This is a genomic window from Curtobacterium citreum, from assembly GCF_006715175.1.
Classification (GTDB): domain Bacteria; phylum Actinomycetota; class Actinomycetes; order Actinomycetales; family Microbacteriaceae; genus Curtobacterium; species Curtobacterium citreum.
Genome location: NZ_VFMQ01000001.1, coordinates 143,310 through 163,621, shown reverse-complemented (window position 1 = coordinate 163,621; position 20,312 = coordinate 143,310). Strand labels below are relative to the sequence as shown.

Here is a 20,312-nt window from a genome sequence, read left to right as displayed (position 1 = left end):
CACGTCCGTCCTGCGATGAAGCTCGCATCACAGATCGGATGGCTCTGGCTCGATGAGTTGCTGCGGTATCTGCGCCGTGCAGACCGCCCGGCCGCGAGGGAGTTCGCCGTGCTCCAGCTCGTAGTCGCATTCGCCGCACGTCGCGCCAGTCGTGTCTCGTTCGGTGGGGTGTTCGTCCCACGGGTGTGTACACGCGGGGCAAGCGTTCTCCCGGAGGCGTCTCGACACGGCGCGGTGGTCGAGGATGACCGGCGTGGTTCCGTCCCACGGCCGCCATCGCCACCAACGGCGGACCGCGACAGGAGTCGTGCTGACGTCAAGCAGTACCTGGCTCTGCACGGCCGTGGTCACGACGACCGTGCACGGGCTGACGCCTTGGAGCGTCACCGCCGACGCGGTCACGTCGACGGTCTCGAGGATGAGTTCGCCTATTCCGTCGGCGACATCAACGACGACGCTCACCGCATCGGGCACGGTCAGCGTGACGGGAAGTCGAACTGTCCCGGCGCTCGTGTCGTGCTCGACGACGGACCTGTGCAGCATGAACTCTCCGCTGACGACTCTTGCGGCGGTGACGTCGAAGGTGGCGTCTTCGAGCTTGTCGAGAGACCGAACGGGCATGGTGTGATCCTCGCACCCGGAGTTTCGGAGTCTTATAACTCTAGGCGAGCAACCGTCCGGTGACGGATCGGCCAACGGGCATCGTGGGTACCTACGACATACGCTCTAGCTGTGGAACCAGCTTCAGACGACGCCACGAAGCAGGTGGTTGGTGCTCGCTGGTGGGTGCCGTGGATGACGGGTCTCCTTGCCAGCGGCTTCGCACTCCTGGCACTGAGTTGGTACTTCCCGATCGCGGGGTTCATTCTCCCCGCGTACGTGTCGACGCTTGTTCTTGCTCGGCAGAGGGGCGGAAGCGCAAGTGCGCGGGCTCAATGGATTTTCGTCGGGTTCTGTGTGATCTTGTTCACTGGAATGGGGGCTGTTCCTCGGGGCCGTTGGGCTCTCGGTGAACCACCGGGAAAACGCAGTCCTCGGCCTAGTCGTTGGCGCCGTCCTGCTCGCGGTGGCCATCGGCGCGCTCGTTGCGATAGCTCGCATAGGCCGAAGGCCCCGCACTCAAAGCGGCCAATCCGACACGTAGCCCCTCCGATGAGCGTTCACCGGATGCCCGCTCCATCAGCCGTCCGATAGCCGATCGGCTACCGGACGTTCGAGGAGCTGCGCTACTCCCCCGGTGTGAGCAGCTTCGCTTTGTGTCGTCGTTCTGGTGACGGTCCGTGTCGGGCTAGGTCGAGCGCAGCCGGCGCTGGGTTGTGCCCGTTGCGCACTGCCCCTGAGTGGTGCGTCTGTCTGGCGGGTGTCCGGGCGGCTACTGCGGTCGGCCTGCCGGATGACCTTGTATGAAGTAAGGCTCAGCCCACCGCGGTACTACCGGACCTGACAGGGGGTTTCTCATCTGTGACCTAAACAGGGCACATCTCGATTCCGCCGAACGCCTCCTACGCTGCGCAAGTTGACAGCAACCCGTGTTGTCACCTGACTTAGGGAGTCTCGTGCACAGCTGGCTGCACTCTCCACACGTCCGACAGCGCAGTGTTGTCATCGCGGCTTTGGCTGCACTGGCACTCTTGGGACTGCTGCAGGTTCGGTTGACTCATTCGTTTAGGCCGCGAGTGCGACCTGTGGGTTGATGATCGTCTCGTACTCGATCGGGGTCAACTTGCCGAGACCTCGTTGCCGTCGTTTCCGGTGGTAGGTCGCTTCGATCCAGGTGATGATCGCGAGCCGGAGCTCTTCCCGGGTGGCCCATCGTGTCCGGTTGAGGACGTTCTTCTGCAGGAGCGCGAAAAAGGATTCCATCGCCGCGTTGTCCGCGCACGCCCCGACCCGCCCCATCGACCCAAGCAGCCCGGCGTCCTCGATCGCACGGACGAAGCGCTTGGAACGAAACTGGCTGCCGCGGTCCGAGTGCACGACCGTCCCGGCCGGGTTCCGGCGCTGCACTGCCATCTGCAGGGCCGCGACGGCGAGCGAGGAACGCATCCGGTCACTGATCGAGTAGCCGACGATGCGCCGCGAGCACGCGTCCTTGATCGCGCAGAGGTAGAGCTTGCCCTCACCGGTCCGATGCTCCGTGATGTCCGTCAACCACAACCGGTCCAGATCCGGTGCCGTGAACGCCCGTCGGACCCGGTCGTCGTGCACTGGTGGTCCCGCCTTGCGGTGCAGGCCGCGTTTCTTCGCGTGCAATGACCAGAGCCGCTGCTGGGAGCACAACCGCCACACCCGCCGTTCCGAAACCCGGTGGCCGGCCGCTTGGAGGTCGTCGGCGATGAACCGGTACCCGAACGTCGGGTCATCCCGGTGCGCGTCAATCGCAGCGTTGGTCAGGTGCGCGTCGTCCCAGTCGCGGTTCGACACGGGGCTCGCACGCCACCGATAGAACGCCTGCTTCGAGAATCCCAGCACCCGGCAGGCCACCGCGACCGGGATCCGGTCTGCGGCGAGTTCGAGGACCAGCGGGTAGATCATTTTGGGAGCTGCGACTGGGCGAAGTACGCCGCCGCCCGGCGGAGGATCTCGTTCTCCTGCTCGAGCAACCGGATCCGTTTCTGCGCGTCCCGCAGCTCCGCCTGCTCGACCGCTCTCCCCGACGGAGCCGCTGCAGCGCTGATGCCGTCGTCGCGGTCCGCGAGGCGCAGCCAGCGGGCCAGGCAGGACTCGGACACTCCGAAGTCCTTCGCGACCTGCCGCACCGACGCCTCACCCTTCCGAGCGACCGCGATCACATCACGGCGGAACTCTTCCGGATACGCCTTCACCATGGCGCACATCCTTCCAGCAGGAACCAGTGCCCCTACCTGTCAGGAGTCAACCAAACCTGCAGCAGTCCCCTTGGGCTCTTTCCTGGCCGCGACGCCAGCTCAGGCGCTGAGCGACACCGGTACTGGTGGCGTCTTCGTTCCGGTTGCTGGGGCGCGCATCGTCGATAGCGCGATGACCGGCAAGCAGTGGAAGACCGTCCAGGTCGCAGGCAAGGGCGGGGTACCCTCCGACGGTTCCGCTGGCGCCGTATCCGTCGTCGCGACGCTGATCGGGATCTCGAAGCAGGGCCTCCTGACCGGCCGTCCGAACGCGGACAAGCCGAGCACGACGATGGGGATCTACGGAGGCGAGAACAACCAGAACACCTCCTTCTCTGCCGTCCTAGCCGTCAACAGTGACGGCACCATCCAGGTGTCAGCGGAGACGAACGCTCGGCTCCTGCTGGACGTGCAGGGCTACTACACGGCGAACACCGATGGCACCGCACCGGGCGGCTTCGTCCCAATGAACGGCTCCCGCATCGTCGACACCCGCAACGGCACCGGCGCCCCCAAGGCGGCACTGACGTCGGGGAAGACGGTGGATCTGCAGGTCGGTGGTGTCGCCGGTGTTCCGAAGGATGCCTCAGCCGTCATCGTCAACATGATCGCCGCGAACACCGGCAGCACCTCTGGCTACTTCACCCCATACCCGACTGGCAGCACCCGTCCGCCGAACTCGTTCAACTACGCCGGCGGTGGCGTTGCGACGTCGATGCAGGCGCAGGTCAAGCTGTCCTCCGCTGGGAAGCTGACCGTGTTCAACCAGGACAGCACCGCCGACCTCGTCCTCGAGGTCCAGGGATACTTCACTGCCGCTGGTAGGGGTGGCGCCGTCTTCACCCCTGGTGCTGGGCGGGCCTACGACACTCGCACGAGCGGGAACACGGTCATGGGCAAGAACGAGACGCGTTCGATCCAGATCGCGGGCAAAGCGGGCGTGCCTGTCATGGGATCGGGCATCAACGCTGTCGTGCTGACCCTCACCGCGCTCAAGAGCACCGCCGGAAACGGAAACGCCACTGTCTGGGCCGATGGCACCACTCGCCCGAGCACGACCTCGATCAACTTCGACGAGACGACCATCCGCACCAACACCATCACCGTGCCTCTCGGCGCAAATGGGAAGGTGTCCCTCAACAATGTCGCGGACGCCACCAACTACGTATTTGACGTACAGGGGTGGTACTCAAACCCCTCCCCGGCGGTGATTCAGTGTGGCTCAATCGCGCCCGGTGCCTGGCTGAAGACAATTCCATCAGGGGGTGTTGATTGCACTATCACCGCTACGCCTGCTGACCGTTCGGGTGAATCCATCACGCTGATGCTGGATCAAAACGACCCAGTAAATGTCGCGCTCTCTGAGACGACCAAAACCTCCATCCCCGTCCACGTCCCGGATACACCAGGCCGGCACCTCATTTCGGTGAACAGAGACCAAGCTGATGGCACTGTCATGTCGGGAGCCTGGTTCGCCACTTTCGGTGACTGGACAACCTCCTCCTACCAGGTGACGCCCGAAGATGGCTCAACGTCATCGGCAGCACCGTCGCTCAGAATCTGGACCGAGGACTCGACAATCCCGAACGATGCAACGTACGTTTACAAAATTTGGGACACCCTGGACACTACGGCCGCGCCCATCGCAAGCCAGGATGGGCTGCAGGGTGGGTGGGATCTGCCAGCCGGCCTTCTCAGCGCTAACAAGACGTACTATTGGTCAGCACAGGCGACAGCAACGCTCGACGGTCAGCAGGGGCAGCTCACGACGGCGCTGAGTTCCTTCACGACCGACTCTTCGGCGCCGGACCAAGGCGGCGCTCCCGCGGACGCCGACAGCTACCCCGCACCGACGGACGGCGACGATACCGCCTCGCCTAGTACTGCGACCTTCCGGCGCTCGACGATTTCACCCTCCGTGCAGCTGGCCTCTACGACGCGCCTGATGCATACCGCATCCGTTCCCGGGCCAGTAGGCGAGGGTCTGCGGTGTAACAAGGACTACAACTACTCCACGTTCAACGGCGAACTTTCTCTTCGGCGAGACTGCGGAGCTCCTCGGGTCAAATGGGGCTTCCGTGCGAGTGTTATTTTCTGCTCGGGCGCAACATCAAAAACGCACGAAACCGGGATGCAGTGGTGGGATCACACTTCACGAACGTCCGCGAAGGGTTCCCCCCATGATGAGTATTATTGCACGTACTGGTTCCATGGCGTAATGTCAAACATCCAAGTGGGTCACCAGATCAGTTATTATGACTACATTTCCTTCCGCAAAACTGTTGCGGGCCGTCCCGGTACTGCATGGGTGGACTGCTCTGGCATCTTTATCGTGACAAATCGGACCCGCTGATGACTACAATCGGTCACGCAGAAGACCTTACTCGCAGCCTTATCGGGGGACTTCTGCGTGAGAATGAATTGGCGAGCTCGGAGCTGGAGTTCGTCGACGCGGATGGGCGCCGGCGGCCGGCGGACGCAGAAGTATCTGACTCGGATTTCCTCAAGATTGTTGTATTGGGCGAGGAGTTTCTGCTCGGGATGGTGAGGGGCCAGAAGGACTCCGATTGGATTCGCTCTTTTACTGATAATTTCACCACCTTTATCCAAGAGAGCAAATTTGGGTTCGGTGAAGCGCGGTAGCAATTAATCGCACTGAGTTATGCGTGCATAATTAGGGCGGGACTCGGAGCGCTTGCCGGGTCCTGCCCTGAATTCTCACGCAAGGTGGCGACGACCTCTGCCGCGAGCGGCGGATGAGTTCTACACGGTCAGGTTTGTGTGAGGTTCGCCCTTTGCAACCCTACGGCTGCGAGATGCCTCGACGTGTGGTCCACTCTCCCAGAGCAGACCCGCGTTGACCGGCTCGCAGCCATGTCTCGCACGAGTTCGGTGACTCTCGCGGCGTGGTGGTCGGTCACGAGACAAGACCAACACGGCTCGCGAGTGCGAAGTGGATAGTGTCGTCCGCGACCACAGGCGCGCTCGGATCGGCGTCCGATAGCCGATCGGCTACCGGACGGTGTGGCTTGCGGGAGTTGGGGGTGTGTCCCCCGACAGAACACGAGAGAAGACGAGCTGCGGGCTGTCATAGAAACGGCTCGTGATCCCTTCCTCGGCGAATCCAAGGCGACGGCATACCCGGTGCGAGGCACTGTTCCTCGGGTCAGTGACCGCCAGCACGGAAGCAAGCCCCCGACTGGCTGCGTCCGTGAGGGCGCCGGCGGCGGCCTCCGTCGCGAACCCGAGCGACTGAGCGCTCGGATGCAGGTGCCAGCCAATTTCGACGGGACGTTCGCCAGAAGCTCCAGCCGAGAGGTGTGCAGGCTTCAGTAAGAGGTTGCCCGCAAGCGCGTTCGAGTCTCGGCGCGCGATCGCCCAGATCCCGTGCACCGGGTGGTCGAGTGCCCGCCGTCGCTGAATCGAGGCGACCGCCTCGCTCTTGCTCCGCATTGGCGTGGGATCAGCGCCCAAGTACCTCACGGTCTCCCAGCGTGATTCGAGGTCGAACAGAAAGTCGGCGTCGCCTTCCTCCCAAGGTCGAAGAATCAGTCTGTCGGTGACGATCGAGCGCATCCGCCCACTCTCCTCGGCTGAGCGCACCAGCGCTAGGAGCGCCCTCGATAGCCAGTCGGGGAACACGAATGCCGCGTCCGTTAGACGGTCGTCAACCGGACGCTCGGCAGTGAGGACGAGGTCTTTGAACGACTGCGCCGTCGCACTGTCCGGATGAGTGGTCCGGAATAGGTTCCGGTGAAGGTCCGCTTAGCGAGACGGCCAAGCAGCTGAGTCGGCCTGCTCGTCGGCCTTCATTCGGCGCGACGGAACGCCGACTGGCCGGCCGAACGAATCACGTCCTCAGCTCGCTCGTTCCGAAGGGCTGCTGCTGGGCTCAGGCCGTTCAGGTCATCGTCAGGAGCATTCAGCGCGAGTTCGCAGACACCACGTTGAAGATCAACGGCGCCGCCCCCGGCCACGTCGCCACCGACTTCAACGACTTCCGCGGCACTCGCACACCCGACGAAGGTGCGGCTGTGGCGGTACGACTCGCGACCCTGCCCGCGGACGGCGCCACCGGCGCGGTCTTCGAGGACGACACGCAGCTCGCCTGGTGACCGGGGCACCCCGGCCGGTCGGCGCGCAGTCCGTCCTCCCCACGCACGGGTCGCTCCGGAGTGCCCGCCCGAGGCGACGGGTCAGAGCCGGCGGAGGTTGATCCACACCGCCCGGGCGGGCCGATCGGACACGTTGCTCACGAGGTGCGCCCGACGGGCACTGAACTGGGCGACGTCCCCGGCGGCGGCGGAGAAGATCTCGCCGCCGAGCTGCAGCTCGAGCTCACCCTCGAGCACGACCCCGATCTCGTCGCCCGGGTGCTGGGACGGCGTCCGGGCGTGCGAGGTGTGCGGGTCGAAGTCGTCGACGTAGACCTCGATGCCGAGGTCGGCCCGGTACGCGGCGGTCCGCCGGTGCAGACCACCGTCGGTGACGTCCCGGATCTGGTCGCGGAACTCGACGATCGGTGAGTCGTCCGCGCCGCTCTGCGCGAAGAGCGTCGTGATCTGGACCCCGAGGGCGCGTGCGATGGCGTGCAGGGTCCCGAGCGACGCGGTGGTCCGACCGCGCTCGACGGTGCTGAGCATCGACAGGCTCAGCGACGTGCGCTCGGCGAGGTCCTGGAGCGTGAGTTCGTTCTTCTGCCGCAGGGCCCGGATCCGCTCGCCGATGCCGACCACGACCGCGTCGAGGTCGTCGCCGTCCGGCACCGGGGCCGCGTCCGGACCGGCACTGGTGGCGGTCGCGTCCGCGCTGGTCGGGGTCGATGCCTGCATGCACCCATCATCGTCGGCGTGGCGCCCGTCGAGCGACGGGTGCGCCAGTGTTCACACACGGAAACACAGCTGCAACAATGTGAATGTAACTTTTCGCATCAGAGTGAAACACCCTGCTCGATCCCGATCCGCAGAGGACACCTGATGACCACCCATGCCGCTCCCCCGTCCCCGCCCACCAGCGCGCCCGCGCCCACCGTGCTCTCCGTGGGATTCGGTGAGCGACTGCCCGCCGGACGCACCGCGCTCTTCGCCGTCCAGCACCTGCTCGCCCTGACCGGCATCTGGGTCTTCCCGAACGTGATCGGCAGCGCGCTGAAGCTGTCGTCCGACGAGGTCGCCCTGATGATCCAGGCGTGCTTCCTGCTCACCGGCGTCGTGACGATCCTGCAGTCCAGCCGCGTGCTGAAGCTCCCCATCGTGCAGGGCCCGACGGCGGCGTTCATGGTCGCGATCATCTCGTCGGGCGCCGCGTACGGACTCGGGACGGCCTTCGGGTCGATGGCGGTCGCGGGACTCGTCTTCATGCTGCTCACCGTCCCCCTCAAGCGCTTCGGGCTGTTCGGGCACGTCAGCGCCTTCGTCTCCTCGCCCATCGTCCTCGGCACGCTGTTCGTCATCATCGGGGCGCAGCTCGCGTCCATCGGAGCGGGCGGCTGGTTCGGCACGGCCGGGACGCCGTCCTACGGTGTGCTCGCGCTCGTCGTGACGGTCGCCACCGGGCTGATCGTCCTGCTGTGCCTGGTCGTCGGCACCGGGATCCTCAAGCGGGGTGCGATCTTCTGGGGGATCGTCGGCGGAAGCATCGTCGCGCTCCTGGTGGGGCAGTGGTCGTTCCCCGACCTGTCGGCTGCGCCCCTGGTCGGGGCGCCGCACCTGCTGCCGTACGGCTTCGGGGTCTCCCTGCCCGTCGTGGTCCTGATGCTCGTCGCGTTCCTGCAGGCCGGCACCGAGTCGATGGGGATGTACACGATGATCGCCAGCTGGGGCGGTGAGACCGTCGACACCGCCCGGGTGAACCGCGGGTTGTTCGCCGAGTTCGCCGGCACGGTCCTGGGAGCGCTCTTCGGTGGGATCGGCACGACGTCGTACCCGGAGAACGCCGGCATCGTCCGGGTCTCCGGCATCGGCAGCCGGTTCGTCACGATGACCGCCGGGGGCGTCGCCGTCGCCCTGGCCTTCTTCCCCCCGGTCAGCCTGTTCCTGGCGGGGATCTCCGGGCCGGTCCTGTCCGCGGCGACGACGATCCTGTTCGGGATCATCGCGGTCAGCGGCATCCAGATGCTCGCCGCGGTGCGCTGGGACGACCTGAACCTCGCCGTCGGCGCCACCGCGTTCATCGTCGCCCTCGGCGCGCAGTTCATCCCGACCGCGATCTCGTCGGCGCTGCCGTCCTCGGTCGCCACGGTCGTGACCAGCCCGATGATGATGGGCATGTTCCTGCTGCTCGGGCTGCACGGGGCGGTGAACCACGGGCTGCGACCACTCCTCGCTCGTCGGGGTCAGCCCCGCCGGGTCGTCACCCCGCTCGTCCCCCGCACCGAAGGGAACACCCCCGCATGACCACGATCACCGTCCACGGCACCCAGCGCACAGCCGACCCGCAGGGGCCGCTCCGCGACTGGTTCGACCCCACCCACACCGCGATCGTTTCGATCGACATGCACGAGGGACACCTGTCCGAGGACCCGGCGTGCCCGTGCCCAGCTCCCCGCGGCCGTGCGATCGTCGGACCGATCGACGACTTCCACCGTGCGGCCCGCGCGCTCGGCATCCCGGTCGTGCACGTCCGGTCCGAGCTCCGCGCCTCCGGCATCGACGACGTCGGTGGGACGTCGGACAGCGCGTGGCGGACGACCTTCCCGCAGCACGTCGGTCCGATCCCCGGCGCGGCGGACCACGCACTCGCCGGGAGCCGGTGGACCCGGTTCGTCACCGAGGTCGAGCCGCAGGACGAGGTCGTGACCGGCAAGAAGCGCCTCTCCGCGTTCTACCCGACCGACCTCGACTTCCTGCTCCGTCAGATGGGCGTCCGAGCGGTGGTCCTCGACGGGATCATGGCCGACTGCTGCGTGCTCAACAGCGCGTTCGACGCGTCGAACCTGGGGTACCGCGTGTCCGTGCCGTCGGACCTGGTGCGCGGGACCGACGAGGGGCTCGAGCGCGCGGCGCTGTCGATGGTGTCGCTGCACCTGGGTGTGGTGACCGAGTCAGCCGAGCTCCTCGCTGCGTGGACGTCCGCGACGGTGGGCAGCCCCGGGCACCTGACCGCGTGACGACGACCGAGGAGCAGACAGCCCTCCCGACGACCGGTCGGACCGTCCGCGGGGCGTCCCCCGTGCCCGCCGCGGTCGTCACGGTCGGCACGATGGCACTGGCGACCGTGCCCACGCCGCTCTACCCGGCGTACGCACGCGCGTTCGACATCGACGAGACCGGCACCACGGTGCTCTTCGCGGTCTTCGCCCTGGGCGCCGTGGTCGGGCTGTCGATCGTCCGCACGCGGCGCTGCGCACGCTGGCCGGTCCGCGGTCGCATCGTCGTCGCCGCGCTGCTCGGGGCCGCGGCAGCCGTCGTGCTCGCGGTCGTCCCCGGTCTGCCCGCCTTCGTCGTCGGTCGGCTGCTGAGCGGCCTCGGTGTGGGCATCGCCGCCGCGAGCGCGGTCACCTTCGTCACCGACCGAGCCCGCGGAGCCGGGCGGCACGTCCGGTTCTGGGCGACCGTGACGCCGGGGCTCGCGATGGCCGGTCTGGCCCTCGGCCCCGCGGCAGCGGCGCTCCTGGTCGGGACCGGCGCGCTCCCGCGGTGGGCGCTGTACGTCGTGGTGGCGACCGTCCTCACGACGAGCGCCGCCCTGCTCGCACCCCGTGCCTCCCGTCCGGTCGTGCCGGAGGCGGCACACGGCGGACCGCAGCCGACGTCGGGTGCTGGCACGCGGTCACGCGTCCCGCGGTGGCCTGATCGTCTCGGCGCGTGCGCGGCCTTCGCCGTCACCGGTTGCTTCGGCGCGTTGACGCCGCACCTGCTCGCCGGCGGCGACCGTCAGCCGAGCGTGACGGAGGTCGGTGTGGTCGCCGCCCTGCCGTTCCTCGCCGGTGCGGTCGGGGCCACCGTGCTGTCCGAACGCGGCCGGTGGGCGTTCCCGCTCGTGGTGACCGGTTTCGTCCTGGTCGCGGTGTCGACCGCGACGGTCCCGGGGACGGTCGCCGGTACCGCCACGTTCGCCGTCGGGGCCGCGATCGCCGGTGCCGGCGCGGGGATCGTGTTCAGCCGCGCGCTCGGGTCCGCGCTGCGGAACGCGAGCCCGGACCGGCGTGGTGCCGCCGCATCCGACACGTTCACCTGCGCGTACCTCGGGCTCGCGGTGCCCGTCGTCGCGGTGGGGTCGCTCCTCGGCGTCGTGCCGCAGACCGTCGTGATCGTCGGGTTCACCGTCGTCCTCGCCGGTGTCGGGACGGTCCTGGTGCTGCGGCCCGGCTCGGGCCTCCGGGGCGCAGGACGGTAGCCGGTCGGTCGGACCCCTCGACAGCGCGCGTCCGTTCTGCCATCGTGTTATCGACCGATAACCCGACGGGAGGGCCGCCCCAGCATGAACGCGCGGCGTCTCCCTGCTCGGAACGACGAACTGCTCGCCGCCGCGGTGTCGGCGTTCGCCGCTCGTGGGTACTTCGGCACGACCACCGCACAAGTCGCTGCGGAGATGGGCGTCTCGCAGCCGTACGTCATCCAGGCCTTCGGCTCGAAGCGGGAGCTGTTCCTCCGTGCACACGCGCACGCCGGTGCGCGCATCGTGGCCGCGTTCCGCGCCGCCGGTCGTGACGGATTCGACCCGGCACGGCTGGGCGCGGCGTACATGCGGCTCGTCCGCACGGACCTGTCGGCCGTGCTCGTGCACGCCCACGCGTTCTCCGCGGCACCGGCGGAACCCGCGATCGCCGAGGAGGCGCGGCGCCTGTTCCGGGAGATCACCGCGGCCGTACGGGCCTCCGGTGCGACGGTGCCGGAGACCGCTGCGTTCCTCAGCCGCGGGATGCTCATCAACAACCTGCTCCTGATGGACGCCGCCGGCTCATCCGAGGACGCCGACGTCCTGGCCGTCGTCGCGGCGATCCTCGGCCCGACCGCACCGACCGCACCGACCGCACCGACCGTCCCCACCCGTCCACCGACTGAAGCAGGACCGAGATGACCGAACACGTCCCGTTCACCGACAACGTCACCGACCTCTCCAACGAGGACGGCTTCCAGTTCGAGTTCCGCTGCGAGCGCTGCGGCAACGGCTTCCGGTCCGCCTTCCAGCGTGACCTTCGCTCGACCGGACAGAAGCTCGCCCGCGGACTCAGCGGGTTCCTGGGCGGCCCACTCGCCCAGGCGGGCTACATGGCGGACCGGCTGCTCGACCGCGGGACGAACTCACCGGCGAAGGACGCGGCGCTCCGCACGGCGACCGCCGAGATCGCGCCCCGCTTCCACCAGTGCCGCGGCTGCGGTGACTGGGTCTGCGGCGACGGCTGCTGGAACACCGACGTCGGGCAGTGCGTCCGGTGCTCGCCGGTCGTCGTCGAGGAGCTCGCCCGGCTGCAGGCGGAGGCCCGACGGAGCCAGATGCAGCAGCGGCTCGAGTCCGTCGACCTGGTCGGGAGTACCCCGCTGTCGCAGCAGGCGCAGCCGCGGTGCCCGTCGTGCGGTGCGCAGTCCCGCGGCGGGAAGTTCTGTGTCGAGTGTGGTGCGTCCCTGATGACCACCCGCGCGTGCTCCGGCTGCGGCACCGACCTGGCGCCGAACGCGCGGTTCTGCGCGGAGTGCGGGACGGCTGCCTGACGATGGCTCTGCGGACCGGGAGCCTGCTCGTCGTCTCGGTTGCTCTGGTCATCGGGCTCTCGGGGTGCGCCGGGACTGGTGCGGGTGACGGGCCGACCGCCGGCACCACGCACGGCGCCTCGACGAGTGCGTCGTCCACGTCCTCGTCCGCTGCGTCCTCGCCCACGGCCGCGCCGGACGACGAGCGCGTCGCGTCCTTCTGCGCCGCGAACGCCGCGGCAGCCGAGGCCGTTCAGGGCGACGTCGCCGGGGACATCACGGCTCGACAGCGGCAGGCCGAGGCGACCCGGGCGCTCCTCCCGGTCCCCGGTGCCGCTTCCGATGTCTCCGCCGGAGCCGAGAAGTTCGCCGCTGCGGCCGACGAGACGGTCGCGATCCTCCGGACCTTCCCGCCCGAGAGCAAGGTGTCCGACGTCGGGACCGATCCGCGGTTCCTGCAGTCCGACGCGATGCGGGCCGCCGCGAGCGACGCCGAGTACCGGGCGTTCCTGGCGTGGGTGCTGCAGACGTGCATGACGACACAGTGAAGCGGGACCGGTCGACGCCCCCGGTTCTGGCTCCGATCCCAGTCCCTTCCTTCGAGAGGCATCAGCTCCCGGCACCGTCACACGGGCGGTCACCAGCTCCGCCCCGATCGTTCCGGTACTGTTCATGACGTACGAGGGGCGCGTCCCTATCGGGGGACCTCGTCTGGTTCGATTTCCGGAGCGCTCCACCACTTCACGCCGTTCGGCTGCTTCAGCCGTCCTCGGTCAGCAATCGCACGGTCGGCGCCCCGGGCTCGTTCCAGCGGAACAACACCAGGTGCCAGAGCCCTGGTCGCTTCCGGGACGGGTCGATCAGGCCGTGGGCCCCGGCCTCGACCAGGCGGTCGCGGACCGACCACGACGAGGGCACTCCCCCTGCGGCGACGACCTCCTGCCACGGCGCGGTCGCGTCGGCGAGGTCGATCCCCAGCTGCGCGAGGACCAGCGGGTCCCGCAGGTCGACGATCCGGGTCGCCTCGACATCGACCGCGACGATCGCGGGCTCTCGCGCCCGTGCGTCCCGGTGCGCGATCATCGCCGCCTCGACCCCGTCGACCGAGGAACTCAGGTAGAGGGTCGGTTCGTCCGCACGCGAGTACCGGCCGGGCAGACGGGACCCGGCGAGCACGGAGTCGTGGAACCGCGGGTCGACCGCGCGGTGGAACGTCCCCCGGACTGCGGGTCCGAGAGCCCACGGCACATCGCCCGTCATCGCAGCGGTCACGTCAGTACCCGCGTCGGTACAGCACCCGGAACACGACGACCCACGCGACCAGCAGGACGAGCCCGCTCCCGCCGACCCACGCCCCGACCGATCCCCCGGCGATCACGGCGACGAAGCAGCACGCCGCCAGGAGCCCGGTCACGACGGCGAGCGGGATCTTGTAGCGCACGGTCCAGGTCCGCTCCCCGACCCGTCGCAGGTCGTCGTCGTCCCCGCTCACCGCAGCTCCAACCCCGGGTCCGCCGCCCGGAACCGGTCCGCCAGGAACCGCCCGTTCACGACGACCGCCGCCGCGTCCCGCTCGACGGCCGCGTCGCGCATCCCGCGGGCGGCGGTCTCGAGCGCGTCGAGCTGCCGCCGCAGCGCCTCGAGCGGTGTGGACCCGTCGGACAGCCGGTGGGTGGCCGCCCAGTCCGCGGGCAGCGCCGCGTACGCCCGGAGCGTGTCCGGCAGGTAGACGGTCGCGGTGCGGGTGACGACGACCTCCGCGTCGCTCGCCAGGTCGCCGGCGACGCGCGCCAGCGCGTCGGTGAGCAGCTCCGCGATGCGGCCCACGGTGGTCGCAGCATCGGCCGGGAGGCGCGTGGCGGCCGCCGCCGACAGCGCGGCCAGTCCGCGTGGGACGTCCGCATCCGCGACACGGAACGCGTCGACGGTCCGGATGCCGAGCCTCCCGAGCGATGCGGCGACCGCCGCCGTGTCGCCGGCCGCGTCCGCGGCGACCGCCGCCACCTCACCGGCGAACAGGCCCAACCAGGTCCCGAGGGGCGGCTGCCGCCGGGCGATGGTGACCCCGCCGGAGACCTGGGCGGCCTCGGTGACGAGTCGTCGGCCGTCGAGCTGCAGGGTGAGCGTCTCGCTCGCGCCCGTCAGGCGGAGCGAGCGGACGGCGCCGGGTCGGCCGGCCAGGCGGTCGCCGAGCGATCGGCTGCGGTCGACCGCCAGGACCCGGTCGACGACCGCCGGGGGCAGGGCGCGGACGGCTGCGGTGGCGAGTCCGTCGAGCAGCGCCTGCGGGTCGTCGCCGGCATCGAGGGGTGCGATCGGTCCGTCGGTCATCGATTGGTGAGGGGCAGCACGAGCGTGGGGGTCTCGATGACGTGGTCGGGACGGAGCGAGCGCACGGCGGTGCCGATCGCGAAGAACTCCGTCGTGTGACCACCCCAGCGGTGCGGGAGCGACAGGAGCTGCACGCCGACGATGCCCTCGGCGGCCAGGTGCTCGGCCTCGCTCTGCATCCGGCCCATCGCGAGCTCCCGCGCGTCGTAGAGCGCCTCGGTGTACTGCGGGATCTCGGTGTTCATCCCGAAGGTCGTCATCGACGCCATCATCCCGCGGTGGGCGATGTGGTAGACGCAGGTGCCCATCGTCAGGCCGAGCGGGGCGTAGCCGGCCTGGATCAGCGTCCAGAAGTCCTGCCCGGACAGGTCGGACGTGAACGGCAGGCGCTTCGCGTTCCGCCAGGTCCCGGTGGGCGGCGGGGCGTCCGCGACGACGGCGGTGCCGACCGCGATGAACTCGGCGAGGTCGTTGCCGTACTCCTTGAACTCGATCTCGAGCCGGACCCCGACGATGCCGTCCGCGCCGAGCCGGTCGGCCTCGGCCTCCATCCGGGTCATCGCGAGCTCGCGGGCGTGGTACATCGCCTGGCTGAGCTTGTCGAGCTCCATGTTCTTGGTCCAGCGCCCGGTCTGGATGCCGACGTGGTAGACGCTCGAGCCCAGGACGAGGCCGACCGGGCGGAAGCCGGCCTGGCGGACGAGCAGGAACTCGTTGACGGACAGGTCCGAGGTGAAGAGCCGTCCCGCGCCGTCGGCGAGCCGGGCGGTGGCGTCCGCGGGGAGCGGCACGCTGCCGAGGTCAGGGGTGCTCATGGTCGGGCCTCTCGTGGGTCGGGTTCAGCGGTGGCGGGATGCGGAGCGGACGCCGGGGTCGGTCAGCGGGACGACGGTCGTGACGTCGCGCCGGGTGACGGCCTGCGCGGAGCGGTCACGGAACGCGTGCATCGGGCCGGGAGCGATCGCCGTGCCGATGAACAGCGCCTCGGCGTGCAGGTCGACCTCGTTCCCGCAGGACGTCTCGAACTCGCCGACCGAGCTGCCGGTGACGACCAGGTCCGAGGCGCGGAGGGTGCCCGCGCGACGGGTGAGCTGCTGCCGGGCGTCGTCCCGGGCTGCCTCGAGCAGGTGGGTGAGGCCGTCGACCTCGGTGTTGCCGGCCCACGTCGAGCGCTGCTGCTGCAGGAGCGCGTCCTCGTGCTTCGTCGACACGGAGAGCCCGAGGGCCATGCCGCGCGGGACGTACCCGGACTGCAGCAGGGCCGTGGTGTGCTCGGCCGAGAAGCCGGCGGTCCACGGACCGGGTGCTCCGGTTCGCGCGCCGGGTCCTCCGGTTCGTGGGCTGACGGACGTGTCGAGCGTCCGGACGGCGGTGCCGACGGCGGTGAACTCCCAGATCTGCCCGTCGAGCCGGCGGCGCCGGACCTGCACGCCGACGACCCCGTCGGCCGCCAGCAGCCCGGCCTCGGCCACCATCCGGTCGTGAGCACCGTGCCACGCCCGCGCGAAGGCCTGCACGTAGGCGCCGAAGCCCGCGTTCCGCCCACCACGGCCACCCGTGGTGAGGACCGGCGACGTCCAGCCGCCGAGCATCCCGCGGCCGAGGGCGCCCATCCCGCTCCCGCTGCCGGGGCCGAACGGGGACGCCGTCGCCCAGATGCCGCAGCCGCCGCCGGCCCAGCCGAGCTGCACGACCAGGGACCCGAAGACCTCGCCGACGGGCTGCAGGGCGACGGAACCGATCGCCGCGGCACCGGGAGCGGACAGCAGCGAGCCGGCGACACCGCTCTCCCGCTGGCGGGCGGCGCGGGCGTGCGCGGCCGGTGGGAGACCGTCGGACCAGGTCGCCATGCGCACCACCCCCGGGAGGCCGTCGTGCGTCGGATGCCGCACGCCGCTCAGCCTGGCACCGCCGGGGCCGGGTCAGTCGGTGCCTGTCGACAGTCTCAGTCGGCGCTGCGCTGTCGGGCCCGGCGCAGGGTCTCGCTCGGCTGCTCGCCGTAGCGCTCGGCGTACGAGGCCGCGAACCGACCGAGGTGCGTCAGGTGCCACCGCCGGGCGGTCTCCGCGACCCGGACGCCCTCGCCCCCCGCCACGAGGTCGCGGTGGGCTCCCTCGAGGCGCTCGGCCCGGAGCCGTTCCATCGGGGACTCCCCGTAGGCCCGACGCATCGCGCTCTGCACCCCGCGTTCGCTGAGTCCGACGGCGTCCGCGACGTCCCGCAGCGTCACCGCCTGCTGTGCGTGGTCGCGCAGCCAGGCGGCGGCCCGCGCGGCACTCGTGGTGGGCTCGGGCTCCTCGGCGTCGACGAGGGGGAAGGCGTCGATGACCGCGTCGGCGATCTCGGCGTTCAGGGCGAGGCGCTGGTCCTCGTCGATGCGCCCGTCCATGACCTGGGGCGCCCGGGTCCGGATGATCGCCCGGAGCGGTCCGAGGGCGACCTCGATGTCCGGCTGCTGGCCGAACACGAGCGGGCCGCGGACGAACCGGCCGCGGCGGGCGAGCGCCGCCCGGAGCACCCGGTCGGACAGGTGGAGGATCGTGATCTTGCGGGTGTCGGTCTCGAACGCGTACGACGACGAGGCGGAGAGCACGTAGGGGTGTCCGGGAACAGGGTGGAGCCGGGACCCGTCGCCCAGGTCCTCGACCACGGCGCTGCCGTCGCCGATCCAGAACACGATGTGCTCCGCGCGGGCGTCCATGCGTCCGGCCCGGGTCCCCTCGACCTCGGCGCCCCGCATGGACACGTCGGCGTCGCCCGCCCCGACGTAGCGGAAGGTCTCGAGTGCGCTGTCGACCCCGTCGCTGATCCCGTAGATGCCGTCGAGCTCGTCCCCGCGGTCCTCGCTGATCGCCTCGACGTGGAAGCGACGGAAGGACCGGGGCTCCCCCTGCTCCGGCATCGTGGACATGACGGCATCATGACAGCACGACGACCTTGCCCGCGATCCGACCCGCGGCGCCCTCGGCGTGCAGGGCCGGGAGTTCGTCGAGCGGGATGCGCCGCGTGACCTCGACGTCGAGCTCCCCGGCGTCGACGAGGGACACCAGCTCGGTCAGGCGAGCGCGGTCCGGCCGGACGAACACCGTCGCCGCGCGGACGTCGCGGGTGTCGTCGCCCGGGGTCGCCATGAACGCCGTGGTGCTGACGACGGTGCCGCCGTCGCGGACGAGCGCGACGAGCGCCGCGAACTCGTCCGGGTCGATCGGCGCGAGGTTGAGGAGCACGTCGACCGGCTGGTCGACCGCGTCGTGCAGGTCGGTGGTGGTGTGGTCGACGACCTGGTCGGCGCCGGCGGCCCGGACGGCCGCTCCGCTCCGCGGGCTCGCGGTCGCGACGACGTGCGCCCCGAGACGCTTCGCGAGCCGGACCACGTACTTGCCGACGACCCCGCCGGCGCCGACGACGAGCAGGCGCTGTCCGGCCGTGACGTGCCCGTCGTCGACGAGGGCCTGCCACGCGGTGAGCGCCACGGACGGCAGGGCCGCGGCGTCGACGAGCGGGATGCTGGTCGGCGCAGCGACGAGGGCCTCGGCCGGGGCGACGACGTACTCTGCGGCGCCGCCGTCGCGCTCCATCGGGAGGAACCCGACGACCGCGTCGCCGACGGTGAGCCCGGTGACGCCGTCGCCGAGCGCGTCGACCGTACCGGAGACGTCGTAGCCGGGGACGTGCGGCAGGACGACGGGGATCGGGAGGAACCCGCCCCGCATGCCGTTGTCCGCGGCGTTGTACGCCGATGCTGCGACCTGCACGCGGACCTCGCCCGCGGCGGGCTGCGGGACGGGGACGTCCTCGACCCGCAGGACCTCGGGTCCGCCGACCTCGTGGAACCGGACTGCCTTCATGGTGGCGCCTTCCGTCATGTGCTTCGAGTTCGAAGCATCTGACCGTGACGGTACACCTGCTTCGAGTTCGAAGCAACAGATGACAGCGGAACGGACGGGAGGCGCGTGGCGATGCCGCCATGCGCCTCCCGTCCGGACCTGGACCGGACCGCCTACCCGCGGTCACCCATCGCGTGTGCCGCCTGGTCGTACAGGCCGGTCGCCAGGTCGTTGAGGACCTGGTGGAGTTCGCCGCCGTGCGATCCGTCGACGGTGCGCAGCATCGCGCCGTAGCGCGCGCGGTAGTCGTCGACGACGGCCTCACCGTCGGGGAGCAGCCGCAGGAGCGACCCGCGCCGGTCCGAGGGGTTCGGTGCGCGCTCGACCAGCCCGGCCGCGCTCATCCGGTCGATCATGTTCGTCACCGCACCGGACGTGAGCCCGAGGTAGCCCGCGACCTCGGTCGGGGTCGAGTACCCCGTGTCGCTGACGAGCACGAGCGCCCGCAGGGCGTTCTCGTGGATCCCCGCGCGTGCGCTCAGCTCGCCGACCAGGCTCGTGTTCGCGCGGACGACGGCGGCGAAGGCGGCCATCAGGTCGGCGTCCGTGGAGGGTGCCACTCGGGTCTCGTCTCGTCGGAGGGGGACGGCGTCCCCCGCTCTGGGGTAAGTGTACGACTGGCCAAGTTGGTCAATGGTTAATTATCTTGATGAGTGAAGCAAGTCGGCCCGAACCACGTGCTTCACCTTCTTCCGAACACCAACCGAACCGATGAGGTACACCGTGTCCAAGCTCCGCACCTCCGCGATGAAGCGGGTCCGTTTCGCCCCCGTGGCCCTCGTCGCTGGCATCTTCGCCGCCGTCCTGCTCTCCCTCTCGCTCACCGGCACCCTCTCCGGGTTCGCCGCGAGCATCACGAACAGCGGCAACTCCGCCGCGTCCGGCACGCTCGTCATGCAGGAGCAGAACGCCGGAGCCACCGTCACGTGTCTCAGCACCGACGGCGGCTCGGTGTCCACCAACGCCGCGACCTGCTCGACGATCAACAAGTTCGGCGGCAGCACGACGATGACGCCGGGCAACACCGTCAACACCGCGATCTCGATCAAGAACACCGGCACCGCAAACGCGGCAACCTTCACGCTCACCCCGGGCGCGACCTGCACGCAGTCGAACAACGGCGCGCAGAACGGCACCGCGACCGACCTCTGCGCCAAGATGAACCTCGTCATCACCTCGGGCTCGACCACCGTCTTCAGCGGCACCCTCGCCAGCTTCAAGGGCGCGGCCGCCTCCGCCTTCACGATGCCGCCGGCCCCCGCCGCCGGTGCCGCGGTGCCGTTCAACTTCGCCGTCACGCTCGACAGCAGCGCCGGCAACACCTACCAGGGCCTCGCGGCGTCCGTCCCGATGACCTGGACGTTCACGGCCTGATCCGGCTCCGGTCCGGTCCCGCCCTGATCCCGGGCCCGGGCCCGGGCCTGGTCCCCGGCCCGACCAGGTCGCAGCTCCGACCCGACCAGCATCCCGACCCCGGGAGCGGCGCACGACACCCGGCGCCGCGACCGGCCTCCCGGTCCCCCACCGGGACCCACCCCCGGCGGTGTCCGACCGATCCCCCCATCCGGTCGGGCACCGCCTCCCCCGTCCACCAC

21 protein-coding genes are annotated in these 20,312 nt (G+C 69.8%); 9 read left to right on the top strand and 12 right to left on the bottom strand.

Annotated features, from left to right (window positions below; translation table 11 throughout):
* Positions 1–27 precede the first annotated feature (27 nt).
* Complete coding sequence (locus FB462_RS00815) at positions 28–621, bottom strand: hypothetical protein (protein WP_141859547.1); 594 nt, start codon at positions 619–621, stop codon at positions 28–30.
* Between the two features lie 1,044 nt (positions 622–1,665).
* A protein-coding gene (locus FB462_RS00810) for an IS3 family transposase (protein ID WP_114850488.1) occupies positions 1,666–2,828 on the bottom strand; the annotation gives its coding sequence in 2 pieces (ribosomal slippage) (positions 1,666–2,549 and positions 2,549–2,828; 1,164 coding nt in all).
* A 70-nt stretch (positions 2,829–2,898) separates the two neighbouring features.
* On the opposite strand from FB462_RS00810, the gene FB462_RS00805 reads away from it, so the two are divergent.
* A complete protein-coding gene (locus FB462_RS00805; protein WP_141859545.1) occupies positions 2,899–5,220 on the top strand; it encodes a hypothetical protein in 2,322 nt (773 codons plus the stop codon).
* Positions 5,221–5,879: 659 nt separating this feature from the next.
* On the opposite strand, the gene FB462_RS00795 is transcribed toward FB462_RS00805, so the two are convergent.
* Positions 5,880–6,443, bottom strand: coding sequence for a GNAT family N-acetyltransferase (locus tag FB462_RS00795; protein ID WP_141859541.1), 564 nt, complete (start codon positions 6,441–6,443; stop codon positions 5,880–5,882).
* A gap of 371 nt (positions 6,444–6,814) precedes the next feature.
* Between FB462_RS00795 and FB462_RS17140 the strand changes: the two genes are divergently transcribed.
* Positions 6,815–6,982 (top strand): Rossmann-fold NAD(P)-binding domain-containing protein, encoded by a 168-nt coding sequence (locus tag FB462_RS17140; RefSeq protein WP_167509953.1) that lies wholly within the window; start codon positions 6,815–6,817, stop codon positions 6,980–6,982.
* An 81-nt stretch (positions 6,983–7,063) separates the two neighbouring features.
* Here the strand turns inward: FB462_RS17140 and FB462_RS00790 are convergent, their stop codons facing one another.
* The gene (locus tag FB462_RS00790; protein WP_141859539.1) at positions 7,064–7,699 is read right to left on the bottom strand and encodes a helix-turn-helix domain-containing protein; all 636 of its coding nucleotides are present in this window, start codon (positions 7,697–7,699) and stop codon (positions 7,064–7,066) included.
* Between the two features lie 207 nt (positions 7,700–7,906).
* Here FB462_RS00790 and FB462_RS00785 point away from each other — a divergent pair, with 207 nt between their 5' ends.
* The 6 genes from FB462_RS00785 (at position 7,907) to FB462_RS00760 (ending at position 13,047) form a co-directional block, all read left to right on the top strand.
* On the top strand, positions 7,907–9,262 hold the full coding sequence (locus FB462_RS00785; protein ID WP_208738876.1) for a uracil-xanthine permease family protein: 1,356 nt from the start codon (positions 7,907–7,909) through the stop codon (positions 9,260–9,262).
* Positions 9,259–9,975, top strand: a complete 717-nt coding sequence (locus tag FB462_RS00780; RefSeq protein WP_141859535.1) for a cysteine hydrolase family protein — start codon at positions 9,259–9,261, stop codon at positions 9,973–9,975. Before FB462_RS00785 ends, FB462_RS00780 begins: the two co-directional genes overlap by 4 nt.
* The gene (locus FB462_RS00775; RefSeq protein ID WP_141859533.1) at positions 9,972–11,204 is read left to right on the top strand and encodes an MFS transporter; all 1,233 of its coding nucleotides are present in this window, start codon (positions 9,972–9,974) and stop codon (positions 11,202–11,204) included. The genes FB462_RS00780 and FB462_RS00775 overlap by 4 nt, the downstream gene beginning before the upstream one ends.
* Before the next feature lie 84 nt (positions 11,205–11,288).
* Positions 11,289–11,888 carry a TetR/AcrR family transcriptional regulator gene (locus FB462_RS00770; protein ID WP_141859531.1) on the top strand — a complete coding sequence of 200 codons (600 nt, stop codon included), beginning with the start codon at positions 11,289–11,291 and terminating at the stop codon, positions 11,886–11,888.
* On the top strand, positions 11,885–12,520 hold the full coding sequence (locus tag FB462_RS00765) for a zinc ribbon domain-containing protein (protein ID WP_141859529.1): 636 nt from the start codon (positions 11,885–11,887) through the stop codon (positions 12,518–12,520). Before FB462_RS00770 ends, FB462_RS00765 begins: the two co-directional genes overlap by 4 nt.
* 2 nt (positions 12,521–12,522) lie before the next feature.
* A complete protein-coding gene (locus FB462_RS00760; protein WP_141859527.1) occupies positions 12,523–13,047 on the top strand; it encodes a hypothetical protein in 525 nt (174 codons plus the stop codon).
* Positions 13,048–13,258: 211 nt separating this feature from the next.
* On the opposite strand, the gene FB462_RS00755 is transcribed toward FB462_RS00760, so the two are convergent.
* The 8 genes from FB462_RS00755 to FB462_RS00720 all read right to left on the bottom strand — a co-directional run bounded on the left by FB462_RS00755 (position 13,259) and on the right by FB462_RS00720 (position 19,277).
* The gene (locus FB462_RS00755; protein WP_229666849.1) at positions 13,259–13,771 is read right to left on the bottom strand and encodes an RES family NAD+ phosphorylase; all 513 of its coding nucleotides are present in this window, start codon (positions 13,769–13,771) and stop codon (positions 13,259–13,261) included.
* Position 13,772: 1 nt separating this feature from the next.
* Positions 13,773–13,991, bottom strand: coding sequence for a hypothetical protein (locus tag FB462_RS00750; RefSeq protein WP_141859525.1), 219 nt, complete (start codon positions 13,989–13,991; stop codon positions 13,773–13,775).
* Positions 13,988–14,830 (bottom strand): hypothetical protein, encoded by an 843-nt coding sequence (locus FB462_RS00745; RefSeq protein ID WP_141859524.1) that lies wholly within the window; start codon positions 14,828–14,830, stop codon positions 13,988–13,990. The genes FB462_RS00750 and FB462_RS00745 overlap by 4 nt, the downstream gene beginning before the upstream one ends.
* Complete coding sequence (locus FB462_RS00740) at positions 14,827–15,645, bottom strand: heavy metal-binding domain-containing protein (RefSeq protein WP_141859522.1); 819 nt, start codon at positions 15,643–15,645, stop codon at positions 14,827–14,829. The genes FB462_RS00745 and FB462_RS00740 overlap by 4 nt, the downstream gene beginning before the upstream one ends.
* 24 nt (positions 15,646–15,669) lie before the next feature.
* Complete coding sequence (locus FB462_RS00735) at positions 15,670–16,680, bottom strand: heavy metal-binding domain-containing protein (RefSeq protein WP_141859520.1); 1,011 nt, start codon at positions 16,678–16,680, stop codon at positions 15,670–15,672.
* Between the two features lie 95 nt (positions 16,681–16,775).
* Positions 16,776–17,741: a helix-turn-helix transcriptional regulator gene (locus FB462_RS00730; protein ID WP_141859518.1), complete on the bottom strand. Its 966-nt coding sequence runs from the start codon at positions 17,739–17,741 to the stop codon at positions 16,776–16,778.
* Between the two features lie 7 nt (positions 17,742–17,748).
* Entirely contained in the window at positions 17,749–18,678 is a 930-nt protein-coding gene (locus FB462_RS00725) for an NADP-dependent oxidoreductase (RefSeq protein WP_141859516.1), read from the bottom strand.
* Between the two features lie 152 nt (positions 18,679–18,830).
* Positions 18,831–19,277, bottom strand: a complete 447-nt coding sequence (locus tag FB462_RS00720; protein ID WP_114849241.1) for a MarR family winged helix-turn-helix transcriptional regulator — start codon at positions 19,275–19,277, stop codon at positions 18,831–18,833.
* A 151-nt stretch (positions 19,278–19,428) separates the two neighbouring features.
* Here FB462_RS00720 and FB462_RS00715 point away from each other — a divergent pair, with 151 nt between their 5' ends.
* Positions 19,429–20,091 carry a COG1361 family protein gene (locus tag FB462_RS00715; protein ID WP_141859514.1) on the top strand — a complete coding sequence of 221 codons (663 nt, stop codon included), beginning with the start codon at positions 19,429–19,431 and terminating at the stop codon, positions 20,089–20,091.
* Positions 20,092–20,312 lie beyond the last annotated feature (221 nt).